The following is a 17741-nucleotide window of genomic DNA, read 5'->3' on the forward strand; positions in this document are numbered from 1 at the left end:
ATTCATCGCCCCATTTCATCATAAATATATTTTGAAATTTTACCAATTGTTTCTTGTGCCATGGCATTTGTCACAGCGTCATCAATAAGCACGACTAGAATATAGTTTTTATTTTCCAAGAAAAATATTCCCCCGTCATTTTCAAGCTTATCTAAATCTCCAGTTTTACTGGCTATTTTAACTTCCTCATCTAAAAATCTACCCAGTCTTTGTCTTTCGTGTTGTCTTAAAAGTATATCTAGCATAAGTTCAGAAGATTTTTCATCTACTAGAGTTTTTCTGTAAATTTTTTCTAAAATTACTTTTACATCTATGGCACTTATATAATTATCTCTTCCCTTTTCAAGTGCTTTTATGTCCATCATTTTTCTTTGCAAACTTGCAGATTTCAAATTTAATCTTTTACCCATTAGATTTATATTATCCATTCCCACCAAGTCTATTAATATATTTGTAGCTTGATTATCTGATACTATAATCATAAGAGTCATAAGTTCTTTAATTGAAAATTCATGTTCACAGTCAAACTCTTTAAGTATTCCTGAACCACCAACTTTATCTTTTTTACCAACTTTTATTTTAGTATCTAGAGAGATTTTTCCATTTTTAGATTGATTCATTATTTCTGCCATTATTAATAATTTTATCATACTGGCTGAACGAACTTTTTTATCTTCATTTATGGAAAATCCCTCTTCATCATCTAAATCATAAAAGCTTAGACAAATATTCCCAGAACTTTCTGATATTATTTTCTCAATATGTTTCTTAATTTTTAAATAATCACTCATATTATATCACCTTTCATAATCATTCTAGAAATATTTATCCTCATTAAAATCTAGAACATCCTTAATATTTGTCCCATTCCTATACCAAAGAAGTTTCCGACTGCTGCTCCTAATACTCCCATTAGAACACCTATACCTGCATAAGAAGCATCATAAGCTGATGCAACAATTGGTGCTGAAGCTGAACCGCCTATATTGGCAAGGGAAGCTGTTGAAACCATGCATAAATCCCAGTGGAAAATTTTTGATAAAACAAACATTAAAACTACATGGATTACTAATATAAATATTCCATATACTACCCACATTGGTGCTGATAGTAAATCTACAACTGATGCTGTAGATGCAAGTAATGATACAACTGCATACAAATATACATTAGATAATTCTTCTACTGCTGGAAGTTTTCCTAGTGGTGATAGAGCACAAATTAAACCAAGTATTGTTACAAATAGAGTTACAACTGTACCTTTATCAAACATTGCTAATCCCATATTTGTAAAGACATCTGAAAGTTTTGCTCCTACTGCTTGAGAAATTGCTGATACAATTAATGATAAACCAATTAAGAAAATCCAATCGGCTGATGATGCAGTTTTCTTGCCCTTAGCAACTTCTGCTTCTGCTGCATCTGCAACTTCTTGAAGTTTTGATGTGTCAGCTTTTGTAGCCTTATTCCATTTTGGTGCAAATCTAACTGCTAGTAGTAAAAGTGCTATCCATAATGAGTAACATACTGTGTCAAGAGCTAGGGCACATGAGTATGCACCTGCATCTACTGGAAGTGCTGCTTGCATTGCTGCCATGTTTGCTGAGCCTCCAACCCAAGATGCGTATAAAGCTGCTACTGCTCCCCATGTATCTGTACCAAGTGTTGATTTAAATAATGGGTATCCAACTAAAAATCCAACAAATAAAGTAAATGAGCATCCTAAAAAGATAGCAACCATTCTGCCACCTAATTTTGCAAGCTTACGAAAATCGCAACGTAAAAGCATTACAAATATCATTGCATAAAGTAGATTATTCTTAAGGCCTGAATATGCATTTGAGCATGCTTCAGAAGAATATAATCCCATTGTGCAAAATATCATATTAAATACATAAATAAATACTAATGGTGGAACAACATTAAAAATTTTCCACTTTGTGTACTTTTCTAATGCAAGCAAAGCTCCTGCCAAAAACATTAAGAAGGCAATGTAAGTAAATCCATTATTAATTACCATAAATCTCATCCTTTCTTTTTTAATTTAATCTAAGTATTTTATACCATCAATGCCAGATATACCTAAACCATAAGCATCGGAAACTGTAATTTCTTTTTCATTAAATACAGCTCCTCCATTAATGGGGTCTTCTGAACATAAAACTGGGCCATCTAAGTCTACACGGGTAATTACACCTTTACCACATGCTAAATGAACTGCAGCATTAACGCTGATTTTTGCTTCAAGCATACATCCTATCATACATTCAACTCCGCAAAGTTCAGCCATTGAAGTGATTTTTAAGGCATTATATATTCCACCACATTTCATAAGTTTTATATTTATTAAATCTGCTGCTTTCATTTGTAAAATTGTCATTGCATCTTCTGCTGAAAAGACTGCTTCATCTGCTAATACAGGAACATATGAATGATCTGTAACATATTTTAAACCTTCATAATCGTGAGCTGCTACAGGTTGTTCAACAAGTTCAATGTCTAAATTTTTTTCTTGCATTTGATTTAAAAGTCTAACTGCTTCTTTAGGCTTCCATGCTTGGTTGGCATCTATACGAATTTTTACATCTTTTCCCACAACATCTCTAATTGCTTGCAATCTTTTTACATCAAGAGATGGGTCAATTCCAACTTTAACCTTTAAAGTGTCATAACCTCTTTTTATTGCATTTATTGCATCTCTTGCCATTTCTTCAGGAGGATTTACAGAAATTGTAATGTCAGTTACAATTTTCTTTCTAGAACCTCCCAACAATTTATATACAGGAATTTTATAAAGCTGTCCGTATAAATCCCAAAGTGCCATATCACAAGCCGCTTTTGCAGAAGTGTTTTTAACTATTGAAGAATTTAAAGCTTTCATATTATCTTCAAAATCATCAATATCTCTTCCTATCATTGTTTTTGTAATATGGTCCTTGAAAGCACCTATAATTGAAGATGTAGTTTCTCCTGTTACAGCTCCAGTTGGTGGCGCTTCACCATAACCAATCTCTCCTGTATCTGTGTGGATTTCAACAATAACATCTTCTACACTATCAACGCTTCTTAAAGCTGTTTTAAAAGGAACCCTCAAAGGTACAGAAATTTTTCCTAGTTTAATATCAGTAATTTTCATATAATACCTCCCCCTTACATATTAGCTAGCCTATACATAGCATCTGCATAAATTTCCATATTTAAGAAAATTTTTTCAACTTCCCAATATTCATTTGGAAGATGTTCTCTAATTTCATCTCCTGGGAAAATCGGTCCAAAAGCAACAATATTTGGTAAGGCCTTGGCATAAGTTCCTCCACCTATTGACTTTGTATGAGGCTTAAAATTTGTATGTTCTTTATAAACATCTAACAAAATTTTTATAAATTCAGTATTTTCATCTACGAAAAGTGAATTTTTATGCTTTTCAAAAATCTTCTTAAAGCCTACTTGGTCAAATTGCTTATCCAATATTGGTGCACATTCATCATAAGACCTTGTTACTGGATACCTATAATTAAGTTTAACTTCAAGGAAATTTTCATCTCCTTCAATTACACCCATATTTAATGAAAGTTTTCCGGAATTGTCATCATAAATATCAATTCCTAAAGATTGTCCAAAAGTTTCAAGACCAATTTTTTCAGCCAAAAAAACTACAGCTTTTTTAAGTTCTTTATCCATAGGAAAATCTTTTATAGCTATAAGTAAATTTCCTATTGCATTGTTACCTTTTTCTGGAGTTGAGGCATGAGCTTCAAGACCCTTTGCTTCAACTATAAAGCCCTCTTTAGTTTCTTCTATTTTAATTTTTTCAGAAAACTTTTTATCTGCTAAAATTTCTTTTTTTAGAGATTTTTGGCAAGTAAATTCTGCTTTTGCATGAGCAGGAACTACATTAAAAGCTGTTCCTCCGCTGATTTTTTTAAGTATTAAATCAGATTTTTGGTCTAAATCTTTTTTAAAAGTAGCATTAATTATACCTTTTTCTCCATTAATAACTGGATATTCTCCATCAGGTGTAAAACCACAAAATGGAATTTCTCCCCCGTTTTCACGATAATATTTCATATCATCAGAACCGGTTTCTTCATTAGTACCAAATAAAATTCTAATTCTTCTTTTTAAGGGAAGTCCTGATTCTTTAATGGCTTTTAAAGCGTAAAGGCAAGCTACTGTAGGACCTTTATCATCCATTGTTCCACGGCCATAAATATTTCCATTTTCAACTTGTCCAGAAAAGGGGTCTTTGTCCCAACCACTGCCTTCTGGTACAACATCTAAATGACCCATTACAGCAATCATTTCAGAGCCTTCGCCTAGTTCAGCCCAGCCCATATAGTTGTCCATATTTTTTGTCTTAAAACCTAATTCTTTAGCTTTTTCTAAAACAAAATTTAAACATTTTTTAGGACCTTCTCCAAAAGGAGCATCGGCTTTTTCTTCCCCTCTAACGCTATTAATGCTTACAACTTCAGACAAAGTTTTGAGCATATTATCCTTTTGTCCATCAACATAATTTTTTAAGTCCAACCTACTACCATCCCTTTCATAAAAATTTAACCACATAAGATTTATTCTAGGAATTTTAAGCATTATCTTAATAAAGTCTAAGATAATAAAAAAAAATCCCAGAAAAAATCACAAACTCATTTGTAGATTTTACCGGGACTCAAAATGTTTCTTGAGTTAGTGTTAATAACTCACACAAATTGATGCAGCTAATCCTTATATTGATATACTAATCATAACTAAAATAGACGTTTTTGTCAATATTTTAATAGATTTTTGCATTAACATTAACTATAAGAAACTTATAGTTGGAGTTTCAAAAATTTTATTTTCTATATTTAGTCTAATAAAAAAATAATAAAAAACTTGCATTAAACTATTTACTGTGCTAATATACTATTAGATTATTTAAAACACTTTTAATTAATCTCCTTTTATTACCGAGAGTTAATCTCGGTTTTTTTATTTTTGTTAAGAAATATTCATATGGTAAATAAAATATAAAAAACCTTACAAAATATTTTGCATATTTTGTAAGGTCTATTATCACATAGGACTATATTTAATTGCCATTAAAATTATTATCCAATCATACAAGAAGTGAACAATATAAGAAACTGTTAAATTTTTCCTGAAAATATAAGTTATTGTTATCCCTGTTCTAACTATACCTATTAATACTAAGGCTTGAACAATATTAAAATTATAAGTTGGTATATGCAACGCTCCAAATAATAAGGATGATATTATCACTGCCAAAAAAACTCTAATTATTTTGGGTGTTTTTTTAAATTTATTTATCACGAATAAAAATGGTAGGACAAACATCAATTCTTCTCCAATAAATTGAATTGCAGAAGATATTAGAAACTCGCTTTTAGAAAATTTATCCAATAAGCCGAATATAGGGTTTACTTCTCCTCCTATTTTAAAATAAGTTGCTGCAAAAGAGGCAAATATTATAAAAATAAAAGAAATTATTAACCCAACAAATACAAATATAACATCTTTGAAATTTAGAAATAAAAATAATTTTCTTAAAATATTTTTATCAATTATTAAAGCTCCCATTATTGATAAAAAACTCATAATAAGAGCTGGAATAATTAAGTTTTCTATGTTAAATAAAAATATTATTAATGAACTTACAAGTAAAGACCCGTAACATACAAGTATTCCGAGTATCCATCTAAACAATGAAGCGTTGATTTCAGGATATTTTCTTTTTCCTTCAAGCATTATAAATTTAAATCTTTCTTAATCTCGTCAACCTTATCTAATTTTTCCCAAGAAAGGTCTAAATCATTACGGCCAAAATGTCCATAAGATGCTACTTGCCTATAAATTGGTCTTAATAAATTTAAATTTTTAATTATAGCCGCAGGGCGTGGGTCAAAATGTCTATTGACAAGTTTTTCAATTTCGTTATCAGGAATTTTTCCTGTGCCGAAAGTTTCTACATATATGGATGTTGGTCTTGCTAAACCTATGGCATAGGCTAGTCCTATTTCAACTTTATCGCAAACTCCAGATGCTACTAAATTTTTTGCAATATATCTTGCATAATAGGCTGCTGATCTATCAACTTTTGTTGGGTCTTTACCAGAAAATGCTCCACCGCCATGTCTTGCATAGCCTCCATATGTGTCTACAATGATTTTTCTACCCGTTAAACCAGCATCTCCCATAGGTCCACCGACTACAAATCGTCCTGTGGGATTAATATAAAATGATGTATTTTCATCTACTAAATTTTTTGGAAGTATTGTATCTATAACTTCTTTTTTAATATCATTTCTCAAATCTTTAATTGATACATCAGGCGAATGTTGAGCTGAAATTACTACATTTTCTATTCTCTTTGGAATTCCATTTTCATATTCAACACTCACTTGGCTTTTGCCATCAGGTCTTAAATATTCCAAAGTATTATTTTTTCTTATTTCTGATAATTTCCTTGACAATTTATGAGCTAGGGATATTGGCAAGGGCATATATTCATCAGTTTCTTTGCAAGCATAACCAAACATCATGCCTTGGTCTCCAGCTCCTATTGCATCAAATTCATCTTCATCAAAGTTTTTATCTTTAAACCTATCAACTCCTATAGCAATATCAGCTGATTGGCCTTTGATTGCAGATAAAACTGCACAAGTTGTTGCATCAAAACCAAACTTTGCTCTGTTGTAGCCTATACCCTCTAAAACTTCTCTTGCAATTTTTGTGAAATCTACATAAGTTTTTGTTGTTATTTCTCCTGTTATTAATATTAGTCCAGTTGTTGCCATTGTTTCACAAGCAACTCTGGCATCTTTATCATCTTTTAAAATCTCATCAACAATTGCATCTGAAATTTGATCACAAACTTTATCAGGATGGCCTTCAGTTACTGATTCTGAAGTAAAAATCCATTTTTTCATTTATTCCTCCTATAAAAAAATCCTCTCTAAAAGAGAGGTTACAAAAAACCTCATCTTTCAGAATAACTCTGTGGGATTTAGCACCAATTAGGTTGCCGGGTTTCAAAGTGCCCATTCACTCCACCACTCTTAATAAGGTGAAAATATATTATCACTTATGAGTTCACAAGTCAAATTTCTAGCTTATAAATTTTTATTTCTTTTACATAAGAGAGCTTAAAAAAGTCTAAGTTTGTGCAAATTTTATAATAAAAATGACTCTATTATTTTAAAATCATAAAAATTAAGACAATTTCTTGCAGGATAAAAAAGTGAAGTAACTATTTTTATATTTCTACTAAAATTAATGGATATAATATTTTTTATTAAAAGAAAATAATTTCAGAAAATTATCACAATTAAATTACAGATAATTTATATCCTATTGGGTATAATAATATAAATGGAGGTGTTAGGATGAAATTAAGAAAAGATATGCTAATTGGAGAAATACTTTCCGTTAAGCCACAATCTATTGGAACATTGATGAGTTTTGGTATGGGATGCATTATGTGCCCTGCTTCTCAAATGGAAACTCTTGAAGAAGCCGCTATGGTTCATGGCATTGATCCTGATATGATTTTAAATGCTTTGAATGCTGAAGATGATAAAAATAAAGAAGAAAGTGAAATTTAAATATTTTTTTGGGCGGATAGGTCTGCCCTTTTTTTATACTTATTTACTTTCCCAAATTAACACAAAAAAACAAAAGAGAGGTATATTATGAAAAAACTATTGATTCCATTTTTAATTTTTGTACTTAGTTTTTCTTTTGTCTATGGACAAAACAAGGAAAAGCAAGATGTTTTAAGGCTAAAAAGCATCTTTAATATTGATAAAGAATATAGCGACTTCAATTTTTCTGAAGTAGCTTATGAAAAAGGTGATTTACCAAAATTTCTTAAAGATAGGGTGAAAAATAATAATCTTTTAAGTTACTATTGGTCTGATGAAAATCTTGGCAATATAAGTATTACCACTTCCCAAGATGGTCAAATTTTTAACTATAGAGCTTATTCTAATAGAGAAAATAATAATACAGAAAATATCAGTATAGATAGAAAAAAGGCAAAAGAAGTTGCAGAAGATTTACTTAAAAAAATTGATCCTAACTTTTTTAATAAATATAAATTTCAAGACATAAGTATTGAAAATGAGAGAAAGAATATTACATTTACCTACATCAGATATATAAATGATATTGCTTTTTTTGAAGATAAAGCTCAGATAACTTATTCACCAAGTGAAAATAAGATTATTAATTTCAGTAAATATGACGGATACAACTACGGATTATCTTTACTAAAAGATGAAGATTTTAAGATAGAAGATAAGATAAGCCTTAAAAAAGCCATAGAAATATCAAAAAAATACCAACCTTTACAAGAAGCTTATATGGTAAACTCCAAAAATGTAAATAAAGTTTATAGTGCTTTAGATTTTAGAGCTATATCAGCTAAAAATGGTCAGTTGCTAAAAAAAGACGATGTAAATTATGTAACAACTTATAAGGGCGCTGAAGAAGCAGTAGATAAAGCTTCCTTAACTGATGTAGAAGAAAAAACCCTTGATAACATAAAAAATCTAAAATCAAAGGAAGATGCTTTAAAAATAGCTAAAGAAATTCTTGGTAAAGATATAAAAATATCTCAAGTAAAACTAACTTCTCAAAATGATAACTATACTTATTTCATTGAAAACTATAGCAAAAATAAAGGTGGAGAAGTTTCTATTGACGCCAAAAACCTAAATCTTTTGTCTTTTTACACTTCCTCAGATGATAAAAGTGGGAAAATTGAGGATCCAAAAGAAGTTATTAAAATCGCCAAAGCTTTTACTGAAAAATATTATAAAGATTCAGAAATTTCTCTTGATAAGGCTCAAGTTAATGCAAATACTGTATTTTTCCCAAGATATGTAAATAATAGATATGTAATAGGTGAAGGAATTAATATTGAAATAAACGGCAAGACTAAAAAAGTTCAATATTTCATGAGTAATAAAAGTAGGGCGAATTTCCCCAAGGATAAATATAAATTAAGTGTAGATGAAGCTCAAGATATACTATATTCTTCCAATTATTTTACAAAAAAATATGTATTAGATTCCAAGGGTATTGATTTAATTTACCATACAAAAACTTCAGATAATCCAACAATTTCAGAAGATGGATTTATAATATCATCTTATGGTGAAATTATAGATTTTAAAGACCAAATTTCCTATCCAGATTTAGATAAGGCAAAAAATAAGGATATTATAAATAACCTAAAAGATATGGGTATTGGTCTTATCAATAAAAAACTTAAAGACCCTATAAGTACCAGAGATTTTATAAATCTTGTATCTTTTCAAAATAATCCTTTTGAAGTTGATAATTATTTACTTAAAAAGTATGATATAAATGAAGAGGATTTAGATAAAAAAATAAAAGAAAAAGACCTTATAAAACTTTTGATATCTATTAATTCTAATGAAGAATTTTTAAAATTAAAAGGAATTTTCAAAGAAGATTTGTTTGAAAATCAAAAATCTTTAAAGGATTATGAAATATATTACATTTATGCCAAGGGATATGGAATTTTTAACCAAGAACCTTCACCACAATCTCCTGTTAATTTAGAAGATGCCCTTTATATGATTTATGGCTTTTACAACAAATAAAACTGTAACCTATTTGTTCTTGCAACTTTTGCCTTTGTGGGTTATAGTTACTAACGGAGGCTTATAATGGATGAAGTAAAAGACGAAAAATATTTAAGAAGAAGAAAAAGAGCAAAAAAAAGAAAAAGAAAAAGACAAATGGTTTCCGGTGGAACTCTGATTCTTCTTATTTTTCTTATAGTATCTTGTACAAACAGAAAGATTCATAATGCAAAACTTTCTAAAGTTGAGTTATCTCAAGACATGACCTGGTATATAGGAAAAAGTCAAGGTATAAGAACTAAAAAGAAAATGTTTGACAAAAAACAAGATTCAATAATTCCACTTTTAAAAATTGATTCATTGAAAGACCATTATTTAGTTAAAAATTCTAATCACTTAAAAATCGCAAGCTCCTACGCTTACGATGCAAAGAAAATTAATTCCTATATAGAAAATAATTCTTATAAAGGTAATGACAAAATTGTATTTTTGACTTTTGATGATGGCCCAAATACACAAGTTACGCCAAAAATTTTGGATATACTTAAGAAAAATAATGTACATGGAACCTTCTTTTTAGTAGGTAAATCAATTAACGAATCTCATGCAGGTGTTATTCATCAGATATTAAATGATGGAAATGCAATTGCAAATCACTCTTTTAGCCACGACTATAAAACATTATATCCAGGCAGAGTTTGTGACCCACAAATTATAAAAAAAGAAGTTGAACTAACTAACCAAAGATTGCAAGAAATTTTAGGAAAAGATTTTAAAGCCAAAGTCTTTAGGTATCCTGGCGGACATATGTCTTGGGAAAACACAGACCAGGCTGATTTAGCCTTATCTTCATTAGATGTTCAATGGATTGATTGGAATACCCTAGTTGGAGATGCAGAAAAGAGAAGTCAAAGACCAACAACAATTGAAGGTCAAGTTGAATACGTTAAAAAGAATTTAGACAAAAATAAAAACACAAAAATTGCTGTAGTCCTCGCTCATGATTCAAAGGGAAAAGAGCTAACAGTCGAAGCTCTTCCTAAAGTAATTGACTATTTCAAGAGCAACGACTATAAATTTGGAGTTTTAAAATAAGCTCCATTTCAAATAATTAAAGTCAATAAAAATGAAAAATATATGGTTTATGTCTTATAGCTAAAACCATATATTTTTTTATGGTACAAACATAAAATTCTAAAACAAAAACTATAATAGGAATTTGACAAATATACTTATTTTTCAAATGTCAATATAAAAATAGTACTGATGAATTCTCACCAGCACTATTTATTATAGAACCTGATTATTGATATTTATTATTTAGATACTCTTCATTTGCCTTTAGCAACTTCTTATAGTAATTATCATAGCTCTTGCTAAATTTTCTAATAAGTGGAATTGCTATTTCATAATATTGATTTTCCTTCATAAAGTTTTTAAGCTTATCTTGGATCTGTTTCATCATGCTATTTTGATACTCTTCACTATTTTTATAGGTTTCATATTGAGAAATTACATCCTCATTATCTTTCATCCACTTTTCAAAACTCTCTATAGCGTCGAGTTTAGCCTGATTCACATCTCTTAAGGTTTTCATATCAAAGGATGAGCTAATATTCTCAATATATTTTTTCTCTTCTTCAGTTAATTCAAACGAAGGGAGTCTATCGAGATAATCTATATATTTGTAAAAAGAAACCTTAACATCATTTTCTAATGGCTCATTCAAAAATGGTTGATAGGCAGCAAATAACATTTGTCCAAAATATCCCGGAAAAGCAATTTCCAGTTTTTCATAGATAGTTTCTTCCACCTCAAGTGATGAAACTTTCTCATTGATTAGTTCATTGCTTTCGCCTTTAACAATCATTTCCAGTATTACTTTCCTTTTTTCATCAAGTTCCAATTGATGTTGTTTTTCCCTTAAAACAGAAGACAGAGTATCACCACCTGATGATATACACTGATAAATATCTGAGATGCTCATTCCCAATTTTCTAAATATAGACACCTTTTTCAGAATTTCTAAATCCTTTATACTATAGTCTCTATAACCATTCTCAGATTTCTGAGGACTGATAAGTCCTTTATCCTCATAATACTCTATTGCCTTCCTAGTTAGACCCGTTTCTTTTTGAATTTCACTTCTTAACATGGTTATATACCTCCTTTGATTGAAGGATAACACTGTCCCCAACGGACATGTCAAGCCCTATATATTATATAAAATTCCCACTTCTCTATAAACCAAAACAGTGCCTCAACATTTTTACGAAGTGCTTATTTTATTTTATATTAAGTTTTATTCAAACCGACACTAAAGCCAACATTTATTGTCGCATAATTTACTTGTTTGCTATATAATTTAAATGTTTCCACAAATATCCCGTTATGACCTTTATATTTTTAATATTCTATTCAACTTAATTAATGATCTAATTTATAACAACCTACATAATTATATAAAATCAATATTTTTAAAATAAAATATGTAGGCAAAAAGACCGCAGCTAGAAACTACGGTCTTATTTTTTGTCCAAATGCAAACCACTTGGAAGAATTATTCAATTTATTCTTTTTAACAAATGTTCCCATTTTAATCCCAGTTACAGTTTTTAATCTTCTGTAACTGTTGATTTTACAAAGCTTTTAATTTTTTTGCTGCTATTCCCATTCGATATGTCCATTGATATCATTTTGTGTAAATGGTGTAAAATCAAGATTTTTGTTATCAGATTTAGCCTTATTATCCGTTTTATTTCTGTTTATCTGATTTTTTGCAAGCATATTGCAAGCACGGACACAAAATTGTACTACGCTGGGTGTCTTTTAACCAATGGCAGAATGCCTAATACACTAAAGTATTCTAAATAAGATTTTAAATTCTCCTTAACAAAAGAGTATTCCTTAAAATCCACCTCTTTCTTTTTATCTCTAGCATCATATATTAACAAATAACCATGTCTTAAACTTTTTTCAGAAGTATTCAAAAGTTCCCCAATATACTCTAAAGTTTGAATAACCCCGTCCCTAGCTCTTGAATCTGTATATGCTGTAGACAATCCAGTCCCTTCATCATTAATCGAAACTCCCAGCCATTTAATTTCAATAAAATACAATTCTCCGCTAACATCAAAATATATATCCAATTCTTTTTTTGTTTGTCCTAATTCAGGTTCTGTAGTAAATGTATATCTCATATTTTCAGTTAGATATTGACACAATTGATCTCGCATATAATGCTCAGGTTTATTTTTCAAAATATTCCTTTTAATATATTCACTATTTATTTGTCTCAATGTAGCATTATCAGCCAACAAACACATATAATTAACTTGTTGTGTTAAAAATTGACTAGAATAATTCTCAATGACTTCATTTATTCTGGATATATCTTTCTTTTCTTTATACCTCATTCTATCGCTTCTTGAATAAAAAATATTATAGTCTTCATATGGATGACCATTAACAAAACGTGTGATTCCTTCTTCTCCAAAAAAGAAAACATAGTCACTCATTGATAATTCACAAATTATATTTCTAATATCATTAGTTCTTCCTTCTAAATTTTTTGTTTCTAAAACATTTCCACAATTATCTATCTTAATAAAATTAGTTATAGCAAAAACTTCAGTAAGTTTACTTAAGTTGCTTTGTAAATTTTTAAAATTCAAATTGAATAAAGAATCTGGTGAAATTGCAATCGAAAAAAAAATTTGGTGATTTATCTGATTATCCCATAGCTCTTGCAGGTGTCTTTTGTATAGTAAATTATAATTTTGATCACATTCTATGTGTAAATTCGATTGTTTAACAATATCACTTACCTCTTCATAGGAAAATCTTGGCATTACACCTCTCCTCTCAGAATCATTCCAAATACATATTCAAAATATAATTCCATATATTTTCTATTGTCTAAGGCATAGCTTTTATCATTCAACACTTTTTCAAATTCATATTTAAACCTATTTAAAAATTTAACTGTTGCATTATTTTTATCAATATTCAAATTATATATAGAATTTCCTAACAAGGATTCTCTATATTCAGGATCTCTGAAAATAAAATCGTATATTTTATCCTCTCCATAAATGGATATTATATATGCAATATCTTTAAACCATGCTTTCTTTTCTTCATACTCCTCATCGATAATTAACGGATTTGTACCTTCAATTAGCGCATATCCTTTATCGGTATGTTGTACTGAACCATTACTTTCCAGATTTATAAGCGCATTTTCAATCTCTGCATCTTCAGGGCCACTTAATGTAATGGTAAATTGATAACTTTTTGCAAAAATATTCTCACTTTCATTGTTTATAAAAGAATATAAAACTGATGAAAGGTATATTAGCCTATTTATCGAAGTCTCACGTAATGATTTCCATCCAAGTTCTTTAAGCTCAGATAATAAGCAATATATATCCTTGCTTTTAACTATAATGCCAACATATCTATCCATTATATTTCTCCTCTATTTCATCTGACAATTTCTTCAATATATCATGATTTTTTTGAACCAATGAAAGTTTACCATATTTTAATAAGTTTAAAATTTTTCTGTTTTTTGCTCTTTTCAATATTTGTGTGATAAATGTACTGTTATTAAGATTTGATGTTAATATTAGAGAATTAGGCTTTTCCAAATATTTCATAAAAATCTCGGCTGCATTTTCTTCATATGAAATATCCAAACTGCTGTCAGGAGTTTCGCATATATAAAAGCTGGGCATTTCATAGAAATATGACAAAATACTCATTCGAAAGGAATAGTCCACAAAAAAACGCTGTGATTCAGATAATTCTTCCGATTCATATCTAATTTTATTATCAATAACAGGAAAAAATAACTTTACATCACTATTATTAATATTTTCAAGAGTCAAATAGCATGACAATTTCATAAAATTTTCTGCAAAAACAGAGAAAATATTCGAAATACTTTTTGTTATTTCAAATAAATTCTCTTGTATTTTTCGTATTATCATTAAAGCGTAATTTCTATTTTTTTCACTCAACTCAACAGCTTTTTCTTTTTCAATTGTCAATTCATTTATTCTATTAATCATAGCAAGATATGAAGACTCCTGTTTATCGTCATTTTGATCATTTGCTTTTTCAAAAAAACGAAGTTTACTTTGTTCGTTAAATAAATCAACTTTATTTTTTCTATATTTAGAATCTATATCCTTTAATTCGTTTTCATACAATAGAATATTCTTTTCTATTGTCATCCGTTTTTCTTCCAATAAATTCAGCTCTGATGTAACCGCCTCAACATCATTCAATTGTGATGGATTACAAATGATTTTGCTATGACAAAAGAAGCACTCATCATTTTTTTCTTCATATACTCTATCACTCAAATCCGAATTACACATTGGACATATATGATTTCCTTTATATTGTCTCAAATAGACTTCATATTTTGGATTTAAATTAGGCCAAAAATTTCTTTTTAATTCAGCATCTAATTTCTGTTTTTCTTTTTCTTTTTCATTTATTTTCTTAGATAATTGTGAATCCTTATTATATAGTGTATAAACTTTTTTCTGACAATTATCCCTATCATTTTCCAGTTGCACTTTTAAAGCTTCATAATGTTCAATTTCTTTCATTACAGTTAATTGATCATATTTTACATCTTTATTTTCATTAATTTGTTTTAATACTCTTGTAATAGCCTTTATTTCTTCCTGTTTATGTCTTGAAATACTATCTTGATATTTCGCTTCTAGTGTATACTCTTTCCTTTTTCTTTCTAAACTCGAATCATTAAGAAAACTACTAAGCAAACGCTCTTGAACAGACCTTGACCAAAGAACATTTTCCCTACTTTCACCAAAAAACAATATTTGATTAACAAAAAATATTAAGTCTTCAAAGTCAGATAGATTAGAAGCTTCGGAAACTATTCTCTCATAATTATACTGAAGGCTAGTATTATCATTTTTATCATTATAATAATCATATCCTTTATATAAATCCTGTTTTGAAGCCACTCCTCCTATTATGTATTCCTTATCGTCTTTAATATAAATCGCTTTTTCTATTTTTACGTCAAATAAACTTCTTTTTACATAAAAAGAAGTCTCATTTATATCAAACCATAATTCTACAGAGCCATCTTTATCACTATCTTTCTCTTCTGTCCTATTTCTAAAAAAAGTATTACAATTAGCATAGTTTCCTCTAATTAATCTTTTTTCGCCTTTATAAACTCTTACATCCAGATCTTTTTTATATAATCCGATTAATGCATACTTAACTATATTAATAAAAGTTGTTTTTCCAATACCGTTTCCACCTATTATTAAATTTAAGCCAAGTATAAACTCATAATCGATATCTTTTCGAAACAGTGAATAATTGGATATTTTCACTCTTTTTAGTGTTGGTAAATATATTTTTTCATCCCTCACCTTTATCACCTACTTTTCCATCACAATAACGCCTTCTAGCAAATTTTCTATTTGTTCCTTTTGCTGAGGACTTGGTTTTAATTTTCTGGCTTTTCTAATTTCAATGACTTTAAATCCCTCACTTTCAGCTATTTCAGCACAAATTTCCAGAGTATTTATCATAACATTAAAATATGCAGAATTTGAAACATTAAAATATATTCTTCCTCCAAGTTTCACCTTTTTATAGATAACATGGAATATTTTTTGCATATCAACAAAATACAATCTTACCATATCTAATATCGAAGAATTCCACATCTCTTGATCTCCTGAACAGTCTTTTAGCAACTTAAGCGTACTCTCTAAAGTTTTATTATTTATACTTTCATTGTCTTGCCACTTTATCTGAACATGAGATCTAAGAGTTTTCTCTCTTAGATTTCTGACTTCTTCATAAGTATTTGTTAATCCCAGTGTTTTTAATTCCAACATGTAAGTATCTGTATAATCACGAGAATTTAAGTAAGGTGGAGAAGTTATTACTAGATCTATACTGTTATTTTCAACTTCCTTCTCAATTCCTACACGAGAATCTTCATTAAATAAAATATTCTGATTATTTTGTGCAGTCTTCTTGATTGATTGAATGTCTTTTTTTATCTCTTTATTTATTTTATCGTCGAATTTTTTAAAAACATCAGCTTCTGAAAGGGTTATTTCCTCCCAATTTTTCTTATATGATAGACATTTTCCATTTCTATATAAATTACTTACATCCAAAAGAATAGACGACAAAACCACAAAAAATAAATTTTTATATTTTTCCTCTTTTATTAAATCTATAGCCATTTTTAATTTTTGAACAGCCAGCCCAACAATTTTATCATAATTCCACTTTCTCTTATTATACCCTTCATATAGAGTAGAAAAAACGGTTTTAAGATCTGCATTAATAACAGCACGTTTAGTTTGTACAAAATCATGCCATAGTTCCACTTTATTTAAATCATAATCATTTTCCAATTTAACTTTTGCGATAATATACATTAACGGATTGATTTCAAATGAATAGCAAGGAATATTATTATGTTGCAACTCCAGAGAGGTCGTTCCACTTCCTGAAAAAGGCTCTAAACACACTAAATCTTTTTTATTAACTTCATCTATAATAGATTTAATGAATTCTTTTGAATAGCCTTCTACAAATGGATACCATCTATGAATAGGCTCTTTTTTGTTTTTGTTAAATTGCATAATTCTACCGTATTCTTGATAGTAATCCACATATTTGAACATTATTCCACCTCCCTATTATGATTATATATAATTTTTTGGTATATTGAATTCACTTTTTTTGATAAAACAGAGTCATCTTTCATCATCCGTTTAATTTCACATCCCCAAACCACTATCACTTTAATTCCCATACTTTCAAGCTGAGCATAATTTTTCTTGTCCATTTCAACATTTCCCTTGAGTTTATTTTTCCAAAATTCATAATTACTCTTAGGGATAGATGAATATTTGCAGTTTTCGTGCATATGCCAGAAACATCCATTTACAAAAATAGCCGTCTTATATTTAAGCAAATATATATCAGGGCTTCCTGGTAAATTCTTATAATTCACCCTATATGTGAACCCCTTATGCCATAAAAGTTTTCTCAAAAAAATTTCAGGCTTTGTGTTTTTGCTTTTAACTCTTGCCATGTCTTAAC

General features: G+C 29.1%; 16 protein-coding genes and 1 riboswitch. Of the genes, 3 read left to right on the forward strand and 13 right to left on the reverse strand.

All coding sequences use genetic code 11. From position 1 onward, the window contains the following. Positions 1–2 precede the first annotated feature (2 nt). The 6 genes from HMPREF9131_RS00670 to metK all read right to left on the reverse strand — a co-directional run bounded on the left by HMPREF9131_RS00670 (position 3) and on the right by metK (position 6929). Complete coding sequence (locus HMPREF9131_RS00670) at positions 3–791, reverse strand: serine hydrolase (protein ID WP_009344807.1); 789 nt, start codon at positions 789–791, stop codon at positions 3–5. Positions 792–841: 50 nt separating this feature from the next. Continuing rightward, positions 842–2020 (reverse strand): DUF819 family protein, encoded by a 1179-nt coding sequence (locus HMPREF9131_RS00675; RefSeq protein ID WP_004823903.1) that lies wholly within the window; start codon positions 2018–2020, stop codon positions 842–844. A 24-nt stretch (positions 2021–2044) separates the two neighbouring features. Beyond that, positions 2045–3136, reverse strand: coding sequence for a dipeptide epimerase (locus HMPREF9131_RS00680; RefSeq protein ID WP_009344847.1), 1092 nt, complete (start codon positions 3134–3136; stop codon positions 2045–2047). Positions 3137–3150: 14 nt separating this feature from the next. After that, positions 3151–4530 carry a dipeptidase PepV gene (gene pepV / locus HMPREF9131_RS00685; RefSeq protein ID WP_036744029.1) on the reverse strand — a complete coding sequence of 460 codons (1380 nt, stop codon included), beginning with the start codon at positions 4528–4530 and terminating at the stop codon, positions 3151–3153. Positions 4531–5055: 525 nt separating this feature from the next. Next, entirely contained in the window at positions 5056–5748 is a 693-nt protein-coding gene (locus tag HMPREF9131_RS00690; RefSeq protein WP_009344832.1) for a CPBP family intramembrane glutamic endopeptidase, read from the reverse strand. Continuing rightward, positions 5748–6929, reverse strand: a complete 1182-nt coding sequence (metK, locus tag HMPREF9131_RS00695) for a methionine adenosyltransferase (protein WP_009344844.1) — start codon at positions 6927–6929, stop codon at positions 5748–5750. The genes HMPREF9131_RS00690 and metK overlap by 1 nt, the downstream gene beginning before the upstream one ends. A gap of 47 nt (positions 6930–6976) precedes the next feature. Further along, a riboswitch (SAM riboswitch) is annotated at positions 6977–7068 on the reverse strand. A 317-nt stretch (positions 7069–7385) separates the two neighbouring features. On the opposite strand from metK, the gene HMPREF9131_RS00700 reads away from it, so the two are divergent. From HMPREF9131_RS00700 to HMPREF9131_RS00710, 3 genes are all read left to right on the forward strand, one after another. After that, positions 7386–7604: a DUF1858 domain-containing protein gene (locus HMPREF9131_RS00700; RefSeq protein ID WP_004823894.1), complete on the forward strand. Its 219-nt coding sequence runs from the start codon at positions 7386–7388 to the stop codon at positions 7602–7604. An 87-nt stretch (positions 7605–7691) separates the two neighbouring features. Continuing rightward, complete coding sequence (locus HMPREF9131_RS00705; RefSeq protein ID WP_009344808.1) at positions 7692–9632, forward strand: YcdB/YcdC domain-containing protein; 1941 nt, start codon at positions 7692–7694, stop codon at positions 9630–9632. A 66-nt stretch (positions 9633–9698) separates the two neighbouring features. After that, positions 9699–10709, forward strand: a complete 1011-nt coding sequence (locus HMPREF9131_RS00710; RefSeq protein WP_009344860.1) for a polysaccharide deacetylase family protein — start codon at positions 9699–9701, stop codon at positions 10707–10709. A gap of 208 nt (positions 10710–10917) precedes the next feature. Here HMPREF9131_RS00710 and HMPREF9131_RS00715 read toward each other — a convergent pair whose 3' ends face one another. The 7 genes from HMPREF9131_RS00715 to HMPREF9131_RS00740 form a co-directional block, all read right to left on the reverse strand. Next, positions 10918–11769, reverse strand: a complete 852-nt coding sequence (locus HMPREF9131_RS00715; protein ID WP_009344799.1) for a MerR family transcriptional regulator — start codon at positions 11767–11769, stop codon at positions 10918–10920. A gap of 509 nt (positions 11770–12278) precedes the next feature. After that, the gene (locus HMPREF9131_RS08830) at positions 12279–12401 is read right to left on the reverse strand and encodes a hypothetical protein (RefSeq protein WP_009344856.1); all 123 of its coding nucleotides are present in this window, start codon (positions 12399–12401) and stop codon (positions 12279–12281) included. 26 nt (positions 12402–12427) lie between these two features. Further along, a complete protein-coding gene (locus HMPREF9131_RS08125) occupies positions 12428–13465 on the reverse strand; it encodes a hypothetical protein (RefSeq protein ID WP_009344828.1) in 1038 nt (345 codons plus the stop codon). Continuing rightward, the gene (locus HMPREF9131_RS00725) at positions 13465–14082 is read right to left on the reverse strand and encodes a hypothetical protein (protein WP_009344821.1); all 618 of its coding nucleotides are present in this window, start codon (positions 14080–14082) and stop codon (positions 13465–13467) included. Before HMPREF9131_RS00725 ends, HMPREF9131_RS08125 begins: the two co-directional genes overlap by 1 nt. Then, on the reverse strand, positions 14075–16042 hold the full coding sequence (locus HMPREF9131_RS00730) for an ATP-binding protein (protein WP_009344801.1): 1968 nt from the start codon (positions 16040–16042) through the stop codon (positions 14075–14077). The genes HMPREF9131_RS00725 and HMPREF9131_RS00730 overlap by 8 nt, the downstream gene beginning before the upstream one ends. Positions 16043–16051: 9 nt before the next feature. Next, entirely contained in the window at positions 16052–17320 is a 1269-nt protein-coding gene (locus HMPREF9131_RS00735; RefSeq protein WP_009344850.1) for a DNA adenine methylase, read from the reverse strand. After that, positions 17320–17733, reverse strand: coding sequence for a very short patch repair endonuclease (locus tag HMPREF9131_RS00740; RefSeq protein WP_009344814.1), 414 nt, complete (start codon positions 17731–17733; stop codon positions 17320–17322). Before HMPREF9131_RS00740 ends, HMPREF9131_RS00735 begins: the two co-directional genes overlap by 1 nt. Positions 17734–17741 lie beyond the last annotated feature (8 nt).

The organism is Peptoniphilus sp. oral taxon 836 str. F0141 (genome assembly GCF_000179335.1).
Taxonomy (GTDB): domain Bacteria; phylum Bacillota; class Clostridia; order Tissierellales; family Peptoniphilaceae; genus Peptoniphilus_A; species Peptoniphilus_A lacrimalis.